20 protein-coding genes, 2 tRNA genes and 1 riboswitch are annotated in these 18,648 nt (G+C 43.9%); of the genes, 17 read left to right on the forward strand and 5 right to left on the reverse strand.

What is annotated here, in order from left to right; genetic code table 11:
• Window positions 1-64 precede the first annotated feature (64 nt).
• Window positions 65-1,132, reverse strand: coding sequence for a helix-turn-helix transcriptional regulator (locus tag NE665_RS01505; protein ID WP_117444377.1), 1,068 nt, complete (start codon window positions 1,130-1,132; stop codon window positions 65-67).
• A gap of 204 nt (window positions 1,133-1,336) precedes the next feature.
• On the opposite strand from NE665_RS01505, the gene NE665_RS01510 reads away from it, so the two are divergent.
• From NE665_RS01510 to NE665_RS01575, 14 genes are all read left to right on the forward strand, one after another.
• A complete protein-coding gene (locus tag NE665_RS01510; protein ID WP_117444396.1) occupies window positions 1,337-1,750 on the forward strand; it encodes a peptide deformylase in 414 nt (137 codons plus the stop codon).
• Between the two features lie 327 nt (window positions 1,751-2,077).
• Complete coding sequence (locus NE665_RS01515; RefSeq protein ID WP_117444376.1) at window positions 2,078-3,076, forward strand: diguanylate cyclase; 999 nt, start codon at window positions 2,078-2,080, stop codon at window positions 3,074-3,076.
• A 147-nt stretch (window positions 3,077-3,223) separates the two neighbouring features.
• Window positions 3,224-3,405, forward strand: a riboswitch (cobalamin riboswitch).
• A gap of 75 nt (window positions 3,406-3,480) precedes the next feature.
• Entirely contained in the window at window positions 3,481-3,972 is a 492-nt protein-coding gene (locus tag NE665_RS01520; protein ID WP_117444375.1) for an ATP:cob(I)alamin adenosyltransferase, read from the forward strand.
• Entirely contained in the window at window positions 3,969-4,481 is a 513-nt protein-coding gene (locus tag NE665_RS01525; protein ID WP_008818658.1) for a hypothetical protein, read from the forward strand. The genes NE665_RS01520 and NE665_RS01525 overlap by 4 nt, the downstream gene beginning before the upstream one ends.
• Window positions 4,465-4,899 carry a DUF4430 domain-containing protein gene (locus NE665_RS01530; protein ID WP_117444374.1) on the forward strand — a complete coding sequence of 145 codons (435 nt, stop codon included), beginning with the start codon at window positions 4,465-4,467 and terminating at the stop codon, window positions 4,897-4,899. Before NE665_RS01525 ends, NE665_RS01530 begins: the two co-directional genes overlap by 17 nt.
• 121 nt (window positions 4,900-5,020) lie before the next feature.
• On the forward strand, window positions 5,021-5,203 hold the full coding sequence (locus NE665_RS01535; protein ID WP_117444373.1) for a hypothetical protein: 183 nt from the start codon (window positions 5,021-5,023) through the stop codon (window positions 5,201-5,203).
• Window positions 5,204-5,316: 113 nt separating this feature from the next.
• Window positions 5,317-6,012 carry a VanR-ABDEGLN family response regulator transcription factor gene (vanR, locus tag NE665_RS01540; RefSeq protein ID WP_220431410.1) on the forward strand — a complete coding sequence of 232 codons (696 nt, stop codon included), beginning with the start codon at window positions 5,317-5,319 and terminating at the stop codon, window positions 6,010-6,012.
• On the forward strand, window positions 6,009-7,205 hold the full coding sequence (locus NE665_RS01545) for a HAMP domain-containing sensor histidine kinase (protein ID WP_117444371.1): 1,197 nt from the start codon (window positions 6,009-6,011) through the stop codon (window positions 7,203-7,205). Before vanR ends, NE665_RS01545 begins: the two co-directional genes overlap by 4 nt.
• A 416-nt stretch (window positions 7,206-7,621) precedes the next feature.
• Window positions 7,622-8,542 carry a D-alanyl-D-alanine carboxypeptidase gene (locus NE665_RS01550; RefSeq protein WP_117444370.1) on the forward strand — a complete coding sequence of 307 codons (921 nt, stop codon included), beginning with the start codon at window positions 7,622-7,624 and terminating at the stop codon, window positions 8,540-8,542.
• A 904-nt stretch (window positions 8,543-9,446) separates the two neighbouring features.
• Complete coding sequence (locus NE665_RS01555; RefSeq protein ID WP_117444369.1) at window positions 9,447-9,818, forward strand: GntR family transcriptional regulator; 372 nt, start codon at window positions 9,447-9,449, stop codon at window positions 9,816-9,818.
• Between the two features lie 2 nt (window positions 9,819-9,820).
• Window positions 9,821-10,672, forward strand: coding sequence for an ABC transporter ATP-binding protein (locus NE665_RS01560; protein ID WP_178760228.1), 852 nt, complete (start codon window positions 9,821-9,823; stop codon window positions 10,670-10,672).
• Window positions 10,669-11,325 (forward strand): ABC-2 transporter permease, encoded by a 657-nt coding sequence (locus NE665_RS01565; protein WP_117444367.1) that lies wholly within the window; start codon window positions 10,669-10,671, stop codon window positions 11,323-11,325. Before NE665_RS01560 ends, NE665_RS01565 begins: the two co-directional genes overlap by 4 nt.
• Window positions 11,326-11,673: 348 nt before the next feature.
• The gene (locus NE665_RS01570; protein ID WP_117444366.1) at window positions 11,674-12,627 is read left to right on the forward strand and encodes a helix-turn-helix transcriptional regulator; all 954 of its coding nucleotides are present in this window, start codon (window positions 11,674-11,676) and stop codon (window positions 12,625-12,627) included.
• Between the two features lie 146 nt (window positions 12,628-12,773).
• A complete protein-coding gene (locus tag NE665_RS01575; protein ID WP_117444365.1) occupies window positions 12,774-13,931 on the forward strand; it encodes a GGDEF domain-containing protein in 1,158 nt (385 codons plus the stop codon).
• Between the two features lie 38 nt (window positions 13,932-13,969).
• Here NE665_RS01575 and NE665_RS01580 read toward each other — a convergent pair whose 3' ends face one another.
• Together NE665_RS01580 and NE665_RS01585 are read right to left on the reverse strand one after the other, a co-directional pair.
• Window positions 13,970-15,040 carry a peptidoglycan-binding protein gene (locus NE665_RS01580; protein ID WP_117444364.1) on the reverse strand — a complete coding sequence of 357 codons (1,071 nt, stop codon included), beginning with the start codon at window positions 15,038-15,040 and terminating at the stop codon, window positions 13,970-13,972.
• The gene (locus tag NE665_RS01585; protein WP_117444363.1) at window positions 15,034-15,414 is read right to left on the reverse strand and encodes a carboxypeptidase-like regulatory domain-containing protein; all 381 of its coding nucleotides are present in this window, start codon (window positions 15,412-15,414) and stop codon (window positions 15,034-15,036) included. Before NE665_RS01585 ends, NE665_RS01580 begins: the two co-directional genes overlap by 7 nt.
• Window positions 15,415-15,576: 162 nt before the next feature.
• Here NE665_RS01585 and NE665_RS01590 point away from each other — a divergent pair, with 162 nt between their 5' ends.
• Window positions 15,577-16,263 carry an N-acetylmuramoyl-L-alanine amidase gene (locus tag NE665_RS01590; RefSeq protein WP_233104521.1) on the forward strand — a complete coding sequence of 229 codons (687 nt, stop codon included), beginning with the start codon at window positions 15,577-15,579 and terminating at the stop codon, window positions 16,261-16,263.
• A 187-nt stretch (window positions 16,264-16,450) separates the two neighbouring features.
• On the opposite strand, the gene NE665_RS01595 is transcribed toward NE665_RS01590, so the two are convergent.
• Window positions 16,451-16,702, reverse strand: coding sequence for a hypothetical protein (locus NE665_RS01595; protein WP_233104522.1), 252 nt, complete (start codon window positions 16,700-16,702; stop codon window positions 16,451-16,453).
• 425 nt (window positions 16,703-17,127) lie between these two features.
• A complete protein-coding gene (locus NE665_RS01600; protein ID WP_117444360.1) occupies window positions 17,128-17,976 on the reverse strand; it encodes a tyrosine-type recombinase/integrase in 849 nt (282 codons plus the stop codon).
• A gap of 334 nt (window positions 17,977-18,310) precedes the next feature.
• Between NE665_RS01600 and NE665_RS01605 the strand changes: the two genes are divergently transcribed.
• Both NE665_RS01605 and NE665_RS01610 read left to right on the forward strand, forming a co-directional pair.
• Window positions 18,311-18,387: transfer RNA gene (locus tag NE665_RS01605), tRNA-Ile, on the forward strand.
• 18 nt (window positions 18,388-18,405) lie between these two features.
• Window positions 18,406-18,481: transfer RNA gene (locus NE665_RS01610), tRNA-Ala, on the forward strand.
• Window positions 18,482-18,648 lie beyond the last annotated feature (167 nt).

The raw sequence follows: 18,648 nt of genomic DNA on the forward strand, positions 1-18,648 counted from the left end.
TATTTTGTTGTGTTTTTACATTTTTGGGATGGGTAAGGAACAAAAAAAAGGAGCTGATGGAAAGCTATTTGCGAATAACCTCCAGGACAAGCTCCTCATCAGTCTGTGTTATTGTCGTTTTTGCCGTTAGCTCGTTATGAATTCGACATCGGATATGACCTTCATGCTGAGTGATTTTTATACCGTCATTTTCATATAATACCTCCTGCGTATCTGTTACCAGATGCTCCAGTAATTCTTTTTGTTCGTTATCAAGGGTCATACTCTGCTCTTTGTGATCCTCATTCATTTTTATATTATGCGTGAATTTTTTACGATAGTCACTTGGAACAATGCCATATAATTCACGAAAAGCAGCTGTATACGATTTGGAATTCGGCATGCCGCAGGCTGCAGCAATCTGCTCAATGGAATCCTTCCCCTCCAGCAAGTCTTCTAGGGAAGCTCGGATTCTGACATATGCCAGATATTTGACAAAGGAAATACCGGTATATTTTTTAAACAGCTTCGATGTGTAGGATACACTGAAGGACAGGGTTTTAGCGACATCCTCCAGGTGCAGCTCACTTGAATAATGGCGGTCAATGTATTGAATAGCCTTCATATAATTTTCATGATGGACAGATTGTAATGGGAGACGCTCTACCGGATACTGCTGATGATTGCTGGCAATGTAGACAAGCTCCATCATGATGGCATTCATCTGAAACATACTGCTTTCCCCCTGTAGCAGCATCCGGACCAGTTCACCTATTTTATTTCGCAGCCTGCAAAGCAGCCGGTAGTTTTTTGTTCGCGTACAGATCATGGATTCAAAGGCTTCCTCGACGTTCCCGCACATGCTGGAAGAGAACCGGGAGAAATCAATATGCAGAGTAAGAATAACGTTCTTATCACTGTTCATCTGTTTAATCATGTGAATATCATTGGGGGCAATCATAACCAGTTCATGTTCCTTTATACTTGCAGTAAAATGCTCTGTAACTGCTACATATGCTCCCTTCAGCACATATGAAATTTCTAAACTTGACTGTCTGGAGAAAACCTGCCGCTTAAAGCTGTTAATGCTCAAACTTAGTGGGTAACCGAATTTCTGTCCGGAAAAATCATAATAATGCTGCATGTTCTGCATACTGCCGCCTCCCTTGTATCTATCTCTATCTTAGTGTTTTTTTCATCGGGAAACAAGACCTATTAAATGTTTCCTTGTAAATATCGAGGAGGTAGCATTCATTGCTTGGCAGTTCTCACTGTGATGCATTTGCTAATGCGCGCTGTTTCTGCGATAATACATACAGATGTTGAAATTGAAGTAAATGATATTGGAGGAAGCTATATGATCAAGGAAATTGTGAAGGATACATTTTTGCTCAGCCGTCGTAGTGAAGCGGCCACGCTGCAGGATATGCAGACGGTTTTAGATCTGCAGGATACATTGCAGGCACATGCAGACCATTGTGTCGGAATGGCAGCGAATATGATTGGGGTTCTGAAACGTATTATCGTATTTCAGGATGGCGGAAGCTATGTCACAATGCTGAATCCTGTGATAATGAAAACAGGTGATAAGCGCTATACAGCTGAGGAAGGCTGTTTATGCCATAGTACACAGAAAAAAGCTTTGCGGTATGAAAAAATCAAAGTATCCTATATGGATTGCAGTGGAAAAAAGAAAATTAAAACCTATGAGGGCTTTTGTGCGCAGATTATTCAGCATGAGCTGGATCATTGTGACGGCATTCTGATTTGATAAATAGGAAAGGCTATTGTATATTTGCAAAGCCAACCATCGACATTGCGTTATTGTGTCTGTTTAAGCCTATGGTTCCTTTGTAAGCGCTGAATAGCCTTATACTCACACCCGATCAGGGAGCATAAAGAGACAAAGTCGTTAGGAGCTCAGCCTCGTGTTACAAGGCATCGGATCTTTTTTTGTTTCACCTAGGGTCTGCCTTTCACTCGCGTAAGAATACGTCCTATCGTTTTGGGTTTCTATAAAAGATTACATTTGCGATATGGTGACGGATACAAAAAAAGTGTGTATAATGAAGATAACCCAATAAAGAAGGATGATAGTATGAATCATAAAGCTGATGCACAGAAGTTTTGCCATCTACTCTGGCACCAATATCTGGAAGAGCGCACCTACGAGGTGGCTGGTGGATATTTCAGCCCGCAGATCAGCGTGATCGGAACTGGTAAACATGAGGTTTCACACTCTTTACAGGAATTTGCTGTATTACTGGAGAAAGAAGAAAGCCAGTGGAACGGCACCTTTGTTATCGAGGAGGAAGGATACCAAACCAGACAGCTGAGTGATGATGTTTATTTGGTATATGGTGAACTGGACGTAAGTGAGGATGCGAGAGATCGAATCAATTATGAGCTGCACTTTCGCTTTACGATTATTTTACAATTTACGCCGTCTGGCTGGGAACTGCTTCATGTACACCAGTCTGTGCCGGATATCAATCAAAGCAGTGATGAATTTTTTCCGAAGCGTCTGATTGAACAGAGCAATGAGCAGCTGCGTGAAAAAATCGCACAGAAAACAAGAGAGCTGCAGGAAAGCAACAAGGCAGTCCTCTATTACTCTCATCATGATTATTTAACAAAGCTTACGAATCGCTATTATTGTGAAAAGCAGATTGAAGAACAGCTGCGAAGCGGAAAGCAGGGGACAATCCTCATGATGGATGTTGATCACTTCAAATCTTATAATGACACGTATGGACATCCGGTAGGAGACAGGATTCTGATTGCGCTTGCACAGGCTTTGCAGAAAACCTTTCCAAACGATATCGTATCAAGAATCGGCGGGGATGAATTTCTCATTTATTGTTCCCGGCATTTGGACAACACGATGCTGGAACACATTCTTGCACAATTCCGTGAGTATTGGGAGGCTGGACAAAAACAGTTTTCCTTTACACACCGCATCACGCTCAGTATCGGTGTCACTTATTTTCCAGAGCACGGACGTACCTATCAACAGCTGTTTCAGAAGGTGGACACCTCCATGTATAACTCCAAGAAGGGGATGCACAGATACCGGATATACGCTGATGAGGAATAGAGAATATCGCATCTCTTAAACTGGGGATGCTTTTTTTACCTTATCATAGGCTAAGGCTGCAGGACGCATGACAACAATGGGAAGAATGAAAGCAGTATTTACTATAGACAGAAGAACGCTATGCCTTTATAATTAAGAGCGAATGAATGAAAAAAAAGCATAACAGGTGTATGAAAATTACCGAACAAGGAATGGAAGCGAACATCTTCAGCTGCCCCAGCAACCGTGATATGGACGAAATTCAGATACCATTGTACCGATTTGGTATGAGAAGGTGAAGAGTAGGATGAAATTAAGCCGGGAGACTTGCCTGTTATGCAAACAGAGTTTTCTGCTGGGTGTGGAGAATATAGTTTTTTTATATGTTTTCTGCCCGCTATCGTTAAGAAAGTGAGGGTGAAAAAATGAGTGTTGAATATTGTGCATATCCTTTTCTGAAGGAAGAAAGCCGACTATGTGATTATGAGATAGCAACGGATCGTCTGGCATCCATGCTGTCTGTGGCAAGACACCACATTCGTCATATTCCGCAGGAGGATCTCCTTCAACTGATGGAAATGATCTATCACGCCAATGGATCCATACGGGGAGCGTGTGCCATAGGGGAGCCTGAGCTGAATAAGCTGAATGTCTTCTATGCCCGCTACAGTATTCCGATGGATCGTTTTGTCCTGCCCGACGGCTGTATCGGTGCGAGTCATCTGCATGTGCTGCGTGCAGAAGTCAAGGCGGTTATCCGCATTATGCACCAGATTCAGTGTGAGGGAAAACCGGTGGAAGCCAACCTGTTTGATTTTATGAATCTGCTGTCCAATACCTTTTTTATGATGTGCCTGTATGAGAATGCACAGAACGGCACAAAGGAAAGGGAATTTATAAGCAGGTCCTATGTATGAAAGCAAGAGAGCTTTGCTTCATAGCCGTTATCGCTTCGATTGAAGCTGTCGTGTTTACATCATTTTCATTCATTCTATATTTGGAATGCATTACCTTTACCATTGTGGTATTTGCAATGACATTTCAAACAAGGCAGGCTGTTCTTGGGGCAGTGGTGTTTACCATACTCAATCTAAGTACCCAGGGGGTAGCGCCATGGTCGATGATGTATTGTCTGATTTATCCGCTGTACAGTCTATTCGTAGGCTGCAGCAGGAAATTCTTAAACAGACATTTCTTCGCACTGGTATTCACCTGTGGCTTTCTGTCATTTTTGACAGGTCAGCTGGTACAGCTGCCGTTTATGCTGATTTCGGGAAAAATAACAGCGATTTATATTCTTATGGGATTAAAGACCTCTCTTATTCAGGGCTTTATGTCCATGGCGCTTTGTGCCATCTGTTATAAACCGATAGCAGCTGTTTTAAACCATATGGAAAGGAGATTGCAAAATGGGAAAGCTATGTAAAATTTTATTGGTATCTGCCATGCTGCTTGTTGGCGGATGCTCTTCAAAGGAAAGTGAAAAGAAAGAGCCTGTAAATAACAATACGGAAAAAACAACGCTTAAAATCACGATTCAGGACGAGGTTAACAAAAAGGAACTATTCAGTGGGGATGTGAGTGTAGAGGGGAAAGTCGAAACACTTGCGGATTTTCTGGAAAAGGCGAAGGATTTGAATGTTGTAATGGAAGACGGGCAATATGGAAAAACCATTATGGCTATGAAGGGTGTGGAGACCAAGGACTTCAACAAGGGGCCATGGTGGCTGTATGAATCAGAAAACAACGAATCCTGCAAGGCTGCCGGAAGCTGTGATGCCGCAAGCAGTCTGAAAATAAAGGATGGGGATGCGTTCACCTTTACATATACAGCATCCTATTAAGTAGCTGCTTGCTTTTGCAAATGCAAAAAAGGCGGATGCTTCGCTTTTATAAATCGCCCTGTAAAAAAAGGCGGTATGTTGAAGGGCACTTCCAAGCATTTCTCAGACAGTGTCTAGTAACATGATGCATCGAAAAAAAAGCCGTATCCTTGGTCAGGAAAGAACGTTACAGGATGCGGCTTTTCATATGCGCATACACACGCAGATAAGTGAACGATTGCAGCTTCTGGAAGATATTGTGAAATTTCAGTCTGCGTTGATGAATACGTACGGTTTGGCGATGCTGGATTCCGGAATTAAGTGAAATGTAAGGAAGTCTTTGAAATGGCTCTGGTATAATGTGTGTGAATGATTGCCGCAAAATCCATTTATGAATAGCACAGTGCGGTATGATGAGCAGATGAAGTACGGGAGGAATTGAACATGAATATTTTGGTTGTGGATGATGAAAAGGAAATTGCAGAGCTTGTGGAGATTTACTTGAAAAATGAAAATTATAATGTGGATGTATGCTATACAGGTACGCAGGCGCTGCACAATATACGGACACACTCCTACGATCTGGCCATATTGGATGTGATGCTTCCGGATATGGATGGCTTTCACATCTGTAAGACCATACGCCTGCAATATACATGGCCCATTATCATGCTGACGGCGAAGGAGCAGGATATTGATAAAATCAACGGACTGATGATTGGAGCCGATGATTATATGACCAAGCCGTTTCAGCCGCTGGAGCTGATTGCACGAGTCAAGGCACAGCTGAGAAGATACAAGCGCTATAATGTACAGCAGAAGGCGCAGGAGCTGAGCTATTTGGGACTCACCATGAATCAGGAACAGCATATATGCAAATTAAATGAAAAAGAACTGAATCTTACACCGATTGAATTCCGTCTTCTCTGGTATCTGTGTGAGCGTCAGGGAAAGGTTGTGAGTGCTAAGGAGCTGTATACTGCGATATGGCAGGAGGAATATCTCTCATCCAGCAACAATACCCTGATGGTACATATCCGCCATATCCGTGAGAAGATGAAGGATCGCGGAGAACACCCGCGTTACATACAAAATGTCTGGGGTGTCGGGTATAAGCTGGGAGAAACACTATGAAACGCACCGCCTGGATTATCAGTATAGCAATCGCAGCGGTCGGCATCGTTTATCTTGCTGCGGACATGTTTGGAAATGGCATGCTGAGGGATTTTTTGTCAGAACAATTTTTCTATATGGATGAATATACCGATACAACCGGTATCCTGCATCAATATCTTTCTCCGAACTGGTACCGGATCAAGCAGCTGCTGTTTTTGCTGACGGCATTGACAGCTGTAATTTGTATTGTCTGTGTACGGACACAAAGCAATCGTATCGCTATGCGATACAAGGCAGAGCTGGAAAAAGCGATGGAAACGGCGCTGCATCAGTTTTTGGAGGATCGCGATTTTTATCTTCCGGAGGGTTTCGGCAATATCGAGGCACTTTTGCTGCAGATTCGTGCTAAGGAGCAGAAGCAACTGGCATTACTGGAGAAACAGACGCGGCAGAAACATGATTTAATATCATATCTGGCACATGATATGAAAACACCGCTAGCCTCAGTAATCGGATATTTGAACCTGTTAAATGATGTGAAGGATATTCCGGCAGTACAGCGGGATGCCTATATCCGCATTACCCTTGATAAGGCTGACAGACTGGAACAGCTGATTGATGAATTTTTTGATATAACGCGCTTTAACCTGCATGATATCGTCATATCCAGAGGAAAGATTGCACTGGATTTTCTATTGGAACAGCTGAAGGAACAGTTTTATCCGACACTGCTCGCACAGCATAAGGAGCTTCAGCTGGAGATTGCTGAAGGCTCTATTTGTTATGGAGATGCGGATAAGCTTGCCAGAGCGTTCAATAATGTATTGAAAAATGCTATTTCCTATAGCTATCCTGATACCGTGATACGGGTAGCTGTTAAGCAGGAGGAACAGCATATCCTGCTGGAATTCCACAATCAGGGAGATGAAATTCCGGCACAGAAGCTGGAAATGATATTTGAAAAATTCTTTCGGCTGGATCAGGCAAGGTCTACAGCATCCGGCGGCGCTGGTCTTGGTCTTGCTATCGCAAAGGAAATCATCGAAGCACACGGAGGCAGCATCTATGCGGACAGCAATGTGCAGGAAACTGTTTTTTATATAAAACTTCCAATTCCTGCAAAGGATACAGAGCTGCAAATACCATCTGCTGATGTGCCGCAGCAGGAGGCAACAACGGCGCAAGGCACACAGACGATTCCCGATAATTGACCCTCTGATTTTCAAAGCACCTACGGGTGTTTTTTTTTGCTTCTAAAAAGCTGTTGAACAAACGGTGTCCAGAGTAGAAGACTCTAAGGGCGGCAGTGCATTTATAAGGATTGAGCGTTCATGTAGGCAGTCTGCTTTCTGTTTGCATGTCAGACTGTTTAAAAATAGTTGTATTGCGAAGTGCAGCATGTGAAAGCACGCAGATGGTTATGGTCGCTTTGCACTGTCTTCTTTGCCATGGATTTGTTTGATTTTAACTGGCTGGAGCATTGCATGCATTTTTATGAGCGGTTTCCAACGTATGGTGTAAATGGCATCTATCAAGGTATTAAGTGATATTTAAGTAAGTGCTAAGTCTGTGTTTTCAACTATCCGTGCAATTCATGGTTCAATAGAGTCATGAAGGAGCTGATATGATGAAACGATTAAAAAAATTACTGCTGGCTGGTGTCCTGCTCACAGGTCTTATCTGCTATTTGCGGCCGATGATTTCTAAGGAGGATAAGGCGAATTCTCAGCCCAGACCCACAGCAGAGCAGCCTGTCCATATAAGCAAGGAATTATATAGTAAGAATTATATTCTCATCCGGCAAAGGGATAACAAGGTGATGCTGAAGGAAGGGGAAGATGAAGTGATTGCCCCGGCATCTCTGACAAAGCTTATGACGGTATATACGGCATTGCAGCATATCGATGACTTACAGAAAACCGTAAGCATTCCGGCTTCTATTTTCCCGAAGCTGGAAAAGGAGCAGGCATCAATGGCCGGTTTCTTACCGAATGAGGTGGTAACCTATGAGGATTTGATCTACGGAGCATTGCTGCCAAGTGGGGCGGATGCCTGTATGACTCTGGCCATAGCGCTGTATGGTAGCGAGGATGCGTTTGTTGCGGAGATGAATGCGCAGGCTGAAAAGCTACAGCTGGAGCATACCAGTTTTCTAAATTGTACAGGACTTGATGAGGCAGGACATGTGAGCAGCGTCCGTGATATTGCAGTAATACTGGATGAGGCTTTGAAGCTTCCTACGTTTGCAGAGGCCTTTCATGCCCTCAACTATGTTATGGCTCCCAGCAATATGCATCCCGAAGGCATGACAATCTATTCCACGATGCGGATGACCATGGATCAAAACGAGCTGCATGCGGATGATATCCTTGGGGGGAAAACCGGATATACGAAGGATGCCGGTCTATGTCTGGCCTCACAGGCGCGCATCAATCAAGAATCCTGGCTGTTTGTCAGTGCTCATGCGGCAGGCTCTGCGACTACAAAGCCCTACCACATTCTGGATGCAATCAACGTGTATGAAGCGCTTGCTGCATCTCACACATAAGTGGGATGCGGGAATTAACGCAGTATGGAGGTGGTTGTGTGATACAACATAAAACCTGTCCGGATACAGGTAGACAGACATACAGCTTATAATTGTGTTTGCCGGTGTCTGCTTCGCTTTATTGTTGGACATGATATTCTTTCTGCTTTGGCACAACCCAAGGGGAGGGACAGGACGGGAAAAAGCTGGTCAACTGCGATATACAACGTGTGTTGACTGCTTTTTTGTTTTTGTAACAATGTAAGCAAATACAGTCTTATTTGCTTTTCTGAATCAGCAGGCAAACGATGCCTTATTTGTTTTTCTGACGAAATCGGCATTCACTGCCATCTGCTGTCTAATGCCCATACAATGATAATAGGTATAGATGCTGTTTTTCCTTATCTTATAAAGGCTAATCAGAGGCAAGAAACAATAGGCTGTATAGGAAATTCACTGTGCCATTAAGAATAGCAATGGATAAAGTGAGGATACGCTTTGATGAGGTGCGGTTAGGACACATAGCCATAAGACACGAAGATTAAGGAGCCTTATAAAAACAGAAGATTGTTTCTTTTTCTCTATGAAAGCCTAAAGTGCAAGAGAGCCTGAAGTTAGGCTATCCATGTAAAAATGGGAGATTGCTCCCTTTTCTCTTTTTATGAAAGCCTAAAGTGTAAGAGAGCCTGAAGTTAAGTTAGCCATGTAAAAACAGAAGATTGTTTCTTTTTCTCTTTCTATGAAAGCCTAAGGTGCAAGAGAACGTGAAATCATATTAGCCATCTCTGCCCTGTTTTCATATCCGTGGTTTTCGGCTTTTATATGTGGCAGATTTTTTAGACTATTTTTTTTTGATAAACAGTATATAACAGTTGACAACAGTTATATACTGTTATATACTGTTTATGAACAGAGGAGGTATCTCATGAAAATTATTATCAACAATTCTTCCATGACTCCAATATATGAACAGGTCGTAGAACAAATAAAAGCTATGATCCTGAATGAGGAGTTGAAGGAAGGCGATATTCTGCCATCTGTTCGTTCTCTGTCAAAGGAGCTGAAAATATCCGCCCTTACGGTCAAGAAAGCGTACGATAATCTGGAAGCCGAGGGCTTTGCGGTTACTGTTCATGGCAAAGGCACCTATGTAGCCGGTTTGAACAAGGCACTGGTGATGGAGGAACATAAGAAGGAAATCGAAGCCGATTTGGACAAGGCCATTCAAAAAGGCAGAAGCTGCGGGATGGAGGACAGCGACCTGCTGGAACTGTTCCATCTGCTATTGGAGGAATGAATATGCTGAAACTGCAAAATGTTGTGAAAAACTACGGTGCCTTTTCTCTGCACTGCAGTCTGGAGCTGAAAAACGGACAAATCAGTGCGCTGATTGGGCAAAATGGTGCTGGCAAAAGCACAACCTTTAAAGCTATCCTGGGATTGATTTCCATTGATGGCGGAGAAATAGAGGTGTTTGGAAAGCTTGTTCAGAATCTGACACTGGAGGAAAAAGAATGCCTGGGTGTCGTGTTATCCGATTCAGGCTTCAGCGGATATCTGAATATCAAAGATATCCTGTCTATTATGGAACACATGTATACGAAATTTGAGAAAGCGGAGTTTCTGCGGCAGTGTCAGAGATTTGCCTTGCCGATGGATAAACAAATCCGTGATTTTTCAACCGGAATGAAGGCCAAGCTGAAGGCATTGATTGCCCTTTCCCATAATGCGAAGGTGCTTATCCTTGATGAGCCGACGGCTGGTCTGGACGTTGTCGCAAGGGATGAACTGCTGGATATGCTTCGTGAATATATGGAACAGCATGAGGATGCCTGCATGCTGGTAAGCTCCCATATCTCTTCTGATTTGGAGGGGCTGTGTGATGATCTGTACATGATCCACGATGGAAATATTGTCATGCACGAGGATACGGATGTTCTGCTGAGTGATTACGCTTTGCTGAAGATGGACGAACGACAGTATGCGGATTTGGACAAACGCTATTTGCTGCGCCGCCGCAAGGAACCCTATGGCTGGGCTGTATTGACCAATCAAAAACAGTTTTATATGGAAAACTATCCGGGACTTGCAGTGGAAAAAGGCTCGATCGATGATGTGATTATGATGATGATACGAGGTGAAAAGATATGAAGGGGTTATTGATCAAGGACTTCAAGCTGATGAAAAATCAGAAGAATTTCTTCTTTATCATGATATTTATAGCGGCAGCCATGCTGTTTGCTGAATTTGAATCTACCTTTGTAGTCAGCTATTTTACGATGATTGCTTCTATGTTTGTATTGAGTACGATCAGCTATGACGAGTATGATAACGGCTATGCCTTCTTATTCTCCTTGCCATTTTCCAGAACCTCCTATGTGAAGGAGAAATATATATTCTCAATCCTTATGGGAGGCGGTGCATGGCTGCTTTCCGTTGTACTGTCGGGGATTCTCATTACCGTTCGCAACCCGCAGCTGAGCGTCATGGAGTGGCTTCCGATCGATCTTATTTACATCTGTATCGTCTTTCTGTTTGCGGCTGTTATGATTCCTGTACAGCTGAAATTCGGTGGAGAGCGAGGAAGAGTGGCATTGCTGCTTACCGTCGGTGTTGCTGTGCTGGGTGGTATGGGAATCATAAAGCTTTTTGAAATTTTGCAGATTGATCTGGATGCTGTCCTGACATCCATGAGTACGCTGAATATGGTGCAGATTGGTTGTGCAGCAGTGATATTCTCTGTTGTGCTACTTGCAATATCCTATCGCATCAGCTGTCGTGTTATGAAAAACAAAGAATTTTAAACAGCAAGAAAACAATATAGGGATAGCCAAACACGAGCTGTCTCTTTTCTTTGATTATAATGAAAAACAAGGAATTCTAAACAACAAGAAAACGATATAGGTATGCCCAAACACGGGTTGTCTCTTTTCTTTGTTTACGGGAAAAGGAAAAACAAAAGAAAAAGCAAATCGTTATCGTAGGAAAACAAGTTACTTTCATAAAGCACAGCGTGCCTGTGGTAAAAAAGAAACCGGAGGAGTTTGTCTGACTGGGAGGATGTCTTTTTGGCAGAAATAACGCGGCGCAACAAAATGTATCGTGACAAATTGTGTATTTTTGCTAAGATGGTGATAGGAAGGTGAGCACTTATGGAATTTCATGAGCATTTGAAACAGCTGCGTACAAACAGCGGATATACACAGGAGCAGCTTGCGCGTCAGCTGCATGTTTCCAGACAGACGATTTCCTCATGGGAGCAGGGACGCACCGAGCCGGATATCACGGCATTACAGCAGTTGTGCGAATGCTTCTCTACATCACTGGATACGCTGCTGCTTGAACGAATGGAGGGCTATGCAGTACCGTATACATTTCATCGTAGGTTGCTGCTTGCGCATATTCCTGCTGCTCTGCTGTTATCTGCCGCTCTGCTGTATCAAAAAATTGCGATTGGAGGATGGCTTGTGTCCTTCAGCTACCTGCTGCTGCACCTTATGCTGTATGTCATTCTGACGTATTGTCTGAAGCATCATGACTATTCCTTTCTGGCTGGCTATGATGAGACCTTTGCCTATCGGGAAGATACCATACAGCGCATGCTTAGCTATATGCTTGGAAATATTGGAATCACCTCTCTTCTTTATACCCTTCTGCAGCTGATTCTGGTGATGAGTATGCAGGGAGCACTGACTCCGTATATCTTTATCTGTTATATCGTTCAGTTTTGCGGAGCCATTGTATATGCCAACCGGAAGTATCAAAGTGAGCTGCTACAGGATCGCAGTCTGTATATCTATCTTCGCTCCTTGAATAAGCTGACCATGGCGATGCTGGGAACGATTGCCCTTATTGTATGCAGTGTGCTGACCTGCTTTACTGTCTTTGATATAAAAAATAATTCACCGCAGGCTGCTTATCTTTTATTCATCCTGCTTCCCTATTTGTTTTTGAATACAATATGGGGTGTTGTACAATCCCTGCAATCAAAGCAGCTGCTTGAAAAACGCCAGCTTTTTGCGTTTCACTGGAAAAGCTATCTGTTGTTTGCGGTTGATATTCTGCTATGTCTGCTGCTGTTCTTTATCTGCTGGTGGCTACGATAGTTCGTTAAACAAATCTGTGAACCAATCGCAGCTGTCGTAGAAAAGCAACCGGCAGGGCAATAGACACTGTGCCCTTTTCCAAATATCTTACGGTTTTGCTTTTTTACACAGTATGGTAAGATAGAGGGGACAGGGCAGGTGATCTTATGAATCCATTCTTTATGATTCGCCGCATTGCATTAACAGATGCGCAGGAACAGCAATTTCATGCCATGCTGGCAAAACGCATTCAGCACTTTCTGTGGGCTCCGCTTCTTCTGATTCAGCTCTTTCAGGTCTATAATATGATATATGTCAGCACGTATACGAATTTTCAATATCATACCACCTCCAGCCGTGTGTATATGCTGCTGTATACGGTGATGTTCTTGCTTTGCGGTATCGCTTTATTCATTCTCTGGGTTTCACGGCATCATGAACATCTGCTGCCATACCTGGAAACATTGCAGTACGGTGCAGTGATTTTGCTTTATCTGTGGGCTTTGTGCATCACCGTTTATGATCAAAGGGTATCTGCCAATATCAGTGTTTACATCATTACCGTACTCAGTATTGCTGTCCTTGTTTACATGCCGCCCAAGCTGTTCATTCCCTTATATCTGTGTGCACAGTGTCTGCTTATGGCAGGAGTCGCCTATGTACAAAAGGATAGCTCACTGTATGGCATTTATGTGAATTCTGCCTGGATGATGATCATTGCTATGTTTATCAGCAGCTATCTGTATTACACATTGCGTCAGGATTTTCAGAATCACTGCGTGATTGCTCAAAAGAATGCGGAAATTATGGAAAAGAGTGCAGAGCTGGATTTTATCGCCAATCATGATTCCCTGACCGGCCTTTTGAATCGTCGCTTTCTATCCTCCTGGCTTCCCGGCATCATTGCTGCAAAACAGCTGGTTGGCATCCTTATGATAGATATTGATGATTTCAAATCTTATAACGATGCCTACGGACATCCGCAGGGTGATGAATGTCTACGGCGGGTTGTCCGAGCCATGGAGCTTCATTTTGACAGTGGAAAGCTGTTTCGATATGGCGGAGAGGAATTTTTGTATGTACGTCAGGGGGCTGATTTACAAGCGATGCAAAGGCTGGGAGATGCCTTGTGTGAGCATGTGCGAAAACTGCAGATACAAGGTGCTGAGCAGACACGCAGTGTTACCGTCAGTGCAGGAGGATCTTGCGCTCTGGTGAAGGATGCGGCTGCTTGGGAAACGCTGCTGAAGACAGCGGATGCGGCACTTTATGAGGCCAAGAGCAGCGGGAAAAATAAAACAGCTGTAAAAGCATGTTCGGTTTAGATGATGGAAAAGCCATTCCTTTCACGGGAATGGCTTTTTCAACCTACGATTGCTGCATAGGTTTCATAGATGGAATTCCATGTATAGCGTCCGACCAGTCCATCCACTGCTAGCCCGAATTCCCGCTGATAGGCACGTACAGCACGATCTAAGCCAGGCCCAAAGCGGCTGTCAATGGTGACAGAGGGGATGGATGGATAGCTTTCTGAAATAATGGAAAGGAAATACTGCAGCTGTTGAACCTCGATGCCGACATCGCCCTGACGCAGCACCTTCCCCGTCCAAAGACCGGTGAAATACCCCTCCAGTCTACCCAGACTTCCCAATTCCGCCAGCTTGCGGACTGCAACATAGATTCGTGAAATCTGATACCAGGTGGATTGCCCGACAATCCCATCCACGGTGAGATCGAACTGTCGCTGAAAGGCTCTTACCGCACTCTCTGTCTGTGGCCCGAAGATAGCATCCGGCGGATAGATCAGTGGAATATTGGGATAATTGACAGCGATTCCATTCAGCAGCTCCTGAATGATGAACACCGGCTGCCCGCTGCTTCCAAGGCGCAGGGCATAGCCCGGATAGGATGGCGTATAGGGCTGCCAGTTATCCGTTTCCAGAAATTGCATCTGATCACCGTAATAATAACGGATGATGCCATAGGAATCGTACCCGCGGTTTGCCAAATCTAACGTTCCCCATTGTTTCAAGCCCGGACACTGCGCGATTTTGCCATCACAGTATTCGGCATAATACGGCTCACGGTAAAATGGCTTTTTCAGATAATCTCCCATGACCTCATCCACAACAGCGGCGATATTGTCATATATATTGCGCCCTGGAACAAAAGCCTGATCAAAGGCGGTGGAATTGGTGATGTCAAAGGAATAGCCCCTGCTGCGATACCATTCCGTATAAATACGGTTTAAGGCAAGAGACATTTGACACCAGATATTCGCCCGCAAGGCCTCATACGGCCAGGTTGGATAAATTTCACTGGATGCGACATTCTTGATATAGTCAACGAAGCCAACAGTAACATTTTGTGCACTTGCGGTCGGTCTTCCCAGATGCACGGTAATCGTGGTCGGAAGGATGATTTCTTCTAGCATGAGCGGCAGCCTCCTCCCTCATGAAGCTGATGCTCACCGATATCCAGCGTATTGTTCACACCTCGAACATTGCTGCTTTGCATAACAACGGTAAGTGTAGAATCGGTTTCCGCAAATATCTGAACACCATTGCGGATTTCCGTATCGTAGCCTTCTTTGGAAACATGAATATCATACTGACCATACGGGCGTGTCAGCGAATGAATATCCGTCGAGTGCGAACCATCCGGAGCCTCCAATTCAATACGCTGTGTCTTGCCGAATTCATCCGTACTGCATTCCATGATAAATACAGATCCGCGCTCATCCCGGCGAAAAACACTGATCTGTGCATTGGGAATCGGTTGTGCGGTTTCCTCCATGGTTTCAACCATGACATATCCTGTAGTGATAGTATCACCTCCTTTACAGCGTATGCCGCAAATGCCCGGGGTATCGGGTCAATCGCCTGTCTGCACAAGCGGGAATCACAAAAATATTTTCTAACAATGATATTTTTATGATTAACATTACATATACTTGAAAAGGTGAAGATGATGAAAAGAAAAAAATACCTGCTGGGTGCAGGGCTGCTGTGTACCATACTGGCAGCGTCCTTCTGTCTGTCGCATATTACCTCTGTTTCCGCAAAACGGGCCTTTCATGCACTGGATGGTGTGGAAATCGTATTGGATCCCGGTCATGGTGGGAAGGATGATGGTGCCCGCAGCAACGAGGCAAAGGAACAGGAAATCAATCTGAAGATAGCACAGAAGCTGAAAAAGCTGCTGGAGGATGGAGGTGCACATGTGACCATGACTCGAAATGGAGCCTATGATCTGGCAAGCGAGGGTGCTTCCAATCGCAAGCGTGAGGATATGAAAAAGCGCATCGAGCTGATCAATCAGGATAAGACGGATTTGTTTATTAGTATCCATTTGAATTCCTATCCCAATACAAGCGTGAAGGGAGCGCAGGCCTTCTATGCCCCGAAGAATGAAGTATCCAAGGTGTTTGCGGACATTTTGCAAAAGCATTTTCGGGCACTGACACAAACGAAGATGACAAGCAAGCCAGGAGATTACTATATTCTGAATAATGCGCAGAAAATCGGTTCTCTTGTGGAGTGCGGATTTCTGTCCAATGCAGAGGATCGTGCAAAGCTGGTTACGGATGAATATCAGCAAAAGGTGGCGCAGACGCTGTATGACAGTATCCTGGAGTATTTCAATTTCCTGTCCTAGAGCAATATAGCAAAAGAAAAAATAGACAAGCAAAGCTGTGAGTGCCAGCATATAGCCTGCATATCAAAATAGAAAATGTACACAGCTGCAGTTTGCTGATCGGATGATACAAGGACAGGGATGCAATAGAAGGTGTCATGGCGATGCATTGTTCGCTGAGTTCTTCACACTGCATATAGCATTGTGTTTATTTGGTTTCTTGGAAGTACAAAACAAGATGCTGTTGCCTATGTGCGTCTTTGATTACAATGGTTCCGTTTTGAACGGTATCGGTTATATCCCTGTCGTTCAGGCGGATTTGCAATGAAGACTGTGTATGCTCTGTATAGAGACGAAATGCTTTCCGCCTTCCCTGATAGAGCACATAGCGTTCACTGCTATTTCGATGGTGCGTTTTGCCATCGAACAGGGTACCACTGCCCCGCACGTCAATCTGCATCAGACAATGCTTGTATCTGCCTTGTGGTTCCAAAACTATTGTGAGAGTTGAACAGAGGCCTTGTGCTTGGTGCATGTATACACAACATGTAAGCAAAAGTATCACGGCGCAGGCAAAAAATTTGGTCAGATGAAAAAACGGATTCCTCATAAGCTTCCTTTCCTGTGTAAAATCAAGTGACACATCAAGAACATGAAAAGCCCTGTACCACATAATATGCATTATGTGGTACAGGACAATATGGCATAGAGAAGCAAACACGTCGTGGGAAGGCGGGTAAGGCTGTCTGTTGAGGAATACCGTCTGTGGATGCACAATCAGAGAAAGAGGATAATGTAGTTGCGCATTTTGTAAAAATATATGGTAAACTATACCTGTGAACAGAACATGAAGGATACCACATAATGCATATTATGTGGTATTTTTCAACAAAGGCGTACAAGGTCCATGCGGGATAGTGTTTTTTCGTATTCCTGAAAGCTGGTCATCGTATAGACTCTGGTAGTTTCAATGGATGAGTGGCCGAGAATATCCGCCAGCCGCACCACATCCTTTTCCATACTGTAAAAGGTGAGGGCAAACAGATGCCGCAGATTATGTGGGAAGACCTTCTTGCTGCTGACATTGGCGTGTAGGCACAGCTTTTTCATCGCCTTCCAGATATTGCTGCGATCCAGTGGTTTTCCGGTATTTGTGATAAAGATGCTGCCATTCTTAATCTGCTTTCTTCGGCAATATGCCAGCAGCTGCTTCCGCAGTCTGGAGGGAAAGAAAATATAGCGGAGCTTCCCCTTGTTTTGTACGGCGGCTTTTCTGCTTTTGACAGCCTCTACGGTAATGAAGCGATGCTCGGATACACGGATTCCGGTTGCACATATGGTTTGTAGAAGGAGATACATACGCTCGTTATGCGTATCCTGTGCTGCTCTTAAAAGTCTGGTGTATTCTTTTTTTGTCAGCTCCTTGTCTTTTTCAATACAGGTTCTTTTCTGTATTTTCAAGAGCTTGACCCTATACTCGGGCTGCTTGATAAAAGTGAAGAAACAGTTGATTGCAGCTAGCATGCTGTTGATGCTTGCCGAGGTATAGGATTTCAGCAGCTCCTCCTTATACTTTATGATTTGCTGCTTCGTCAGGGTCTTTCCGTAAGAAAGGTATGCAAAGAGTTTTGTAATATCGCGGATGTATTTCTGTACCGTCAGGGTACTTTTTTCTTCCTCGATCAAATAGATTCTGAAGTTCTCGATTTGCGCAAATGCTTCTGTATAGTCCATGCTTGCTCCTCCTGTGATTGTTGTAATGTCTTCCTATCATAGCATAGTTTTCGCATTACTCTCACCAAATTGGCTTGTGGAAAAGAGAAAGCTATTTGGTATTTCGTTTTCCATTGGCCATTCCAGCAGAAAGGAAATCATAAACTGCAATAACATAAGGGAACATTCGGTTATAACAAATTGATAGCCATAATATCTTTTAGCGTTTGTGCAGGTTCTCTCAGATATCAGCCAATGAACTGTAAGGTATGTCAGAATTCTGTGATAAAAAAATTAAAAATATGTTGACATCATAAATGGGTTGTGGTATTATTAACAGGCATTCGATGGAAATGGGCCTGTAGCTCAGGTGGTTAGAGCGCACCCCTGATAAGGGTGAGGTCGTTGGTTCAAGTCCATTCAGGCCCACCATCGAATTTACATATACATGGGGTGTTAGCTCAGCTGGGAGAGCACCTGCCTTGCACGCAGGGGGTCATCGGTTCGATCCCGATACGCTCCACCATGATAGCATATTCCGAACTTTATTTGTTGAGGTTCGGTTTTTTTTATGAGAGCAGATGTACATGCTTTGTAAAAGTGCCTGCGATGCTGTGTGTCATACGAATCCTATATAACGAATACTGCCGCGGTAAGACTTGAAGCTGACCGCATGAATTTGCATCACTTAGC

The sequence above is a fragment of the Clostridium sp. DFI.1.208 genome, from assembly GCF_024463855.1.
Classification (GTDB): Bacteria; Bacillota_I; Bacilli_A; order Erysipelotrichales; family Erysipelotrichaceae; genus Clostridium_AQ.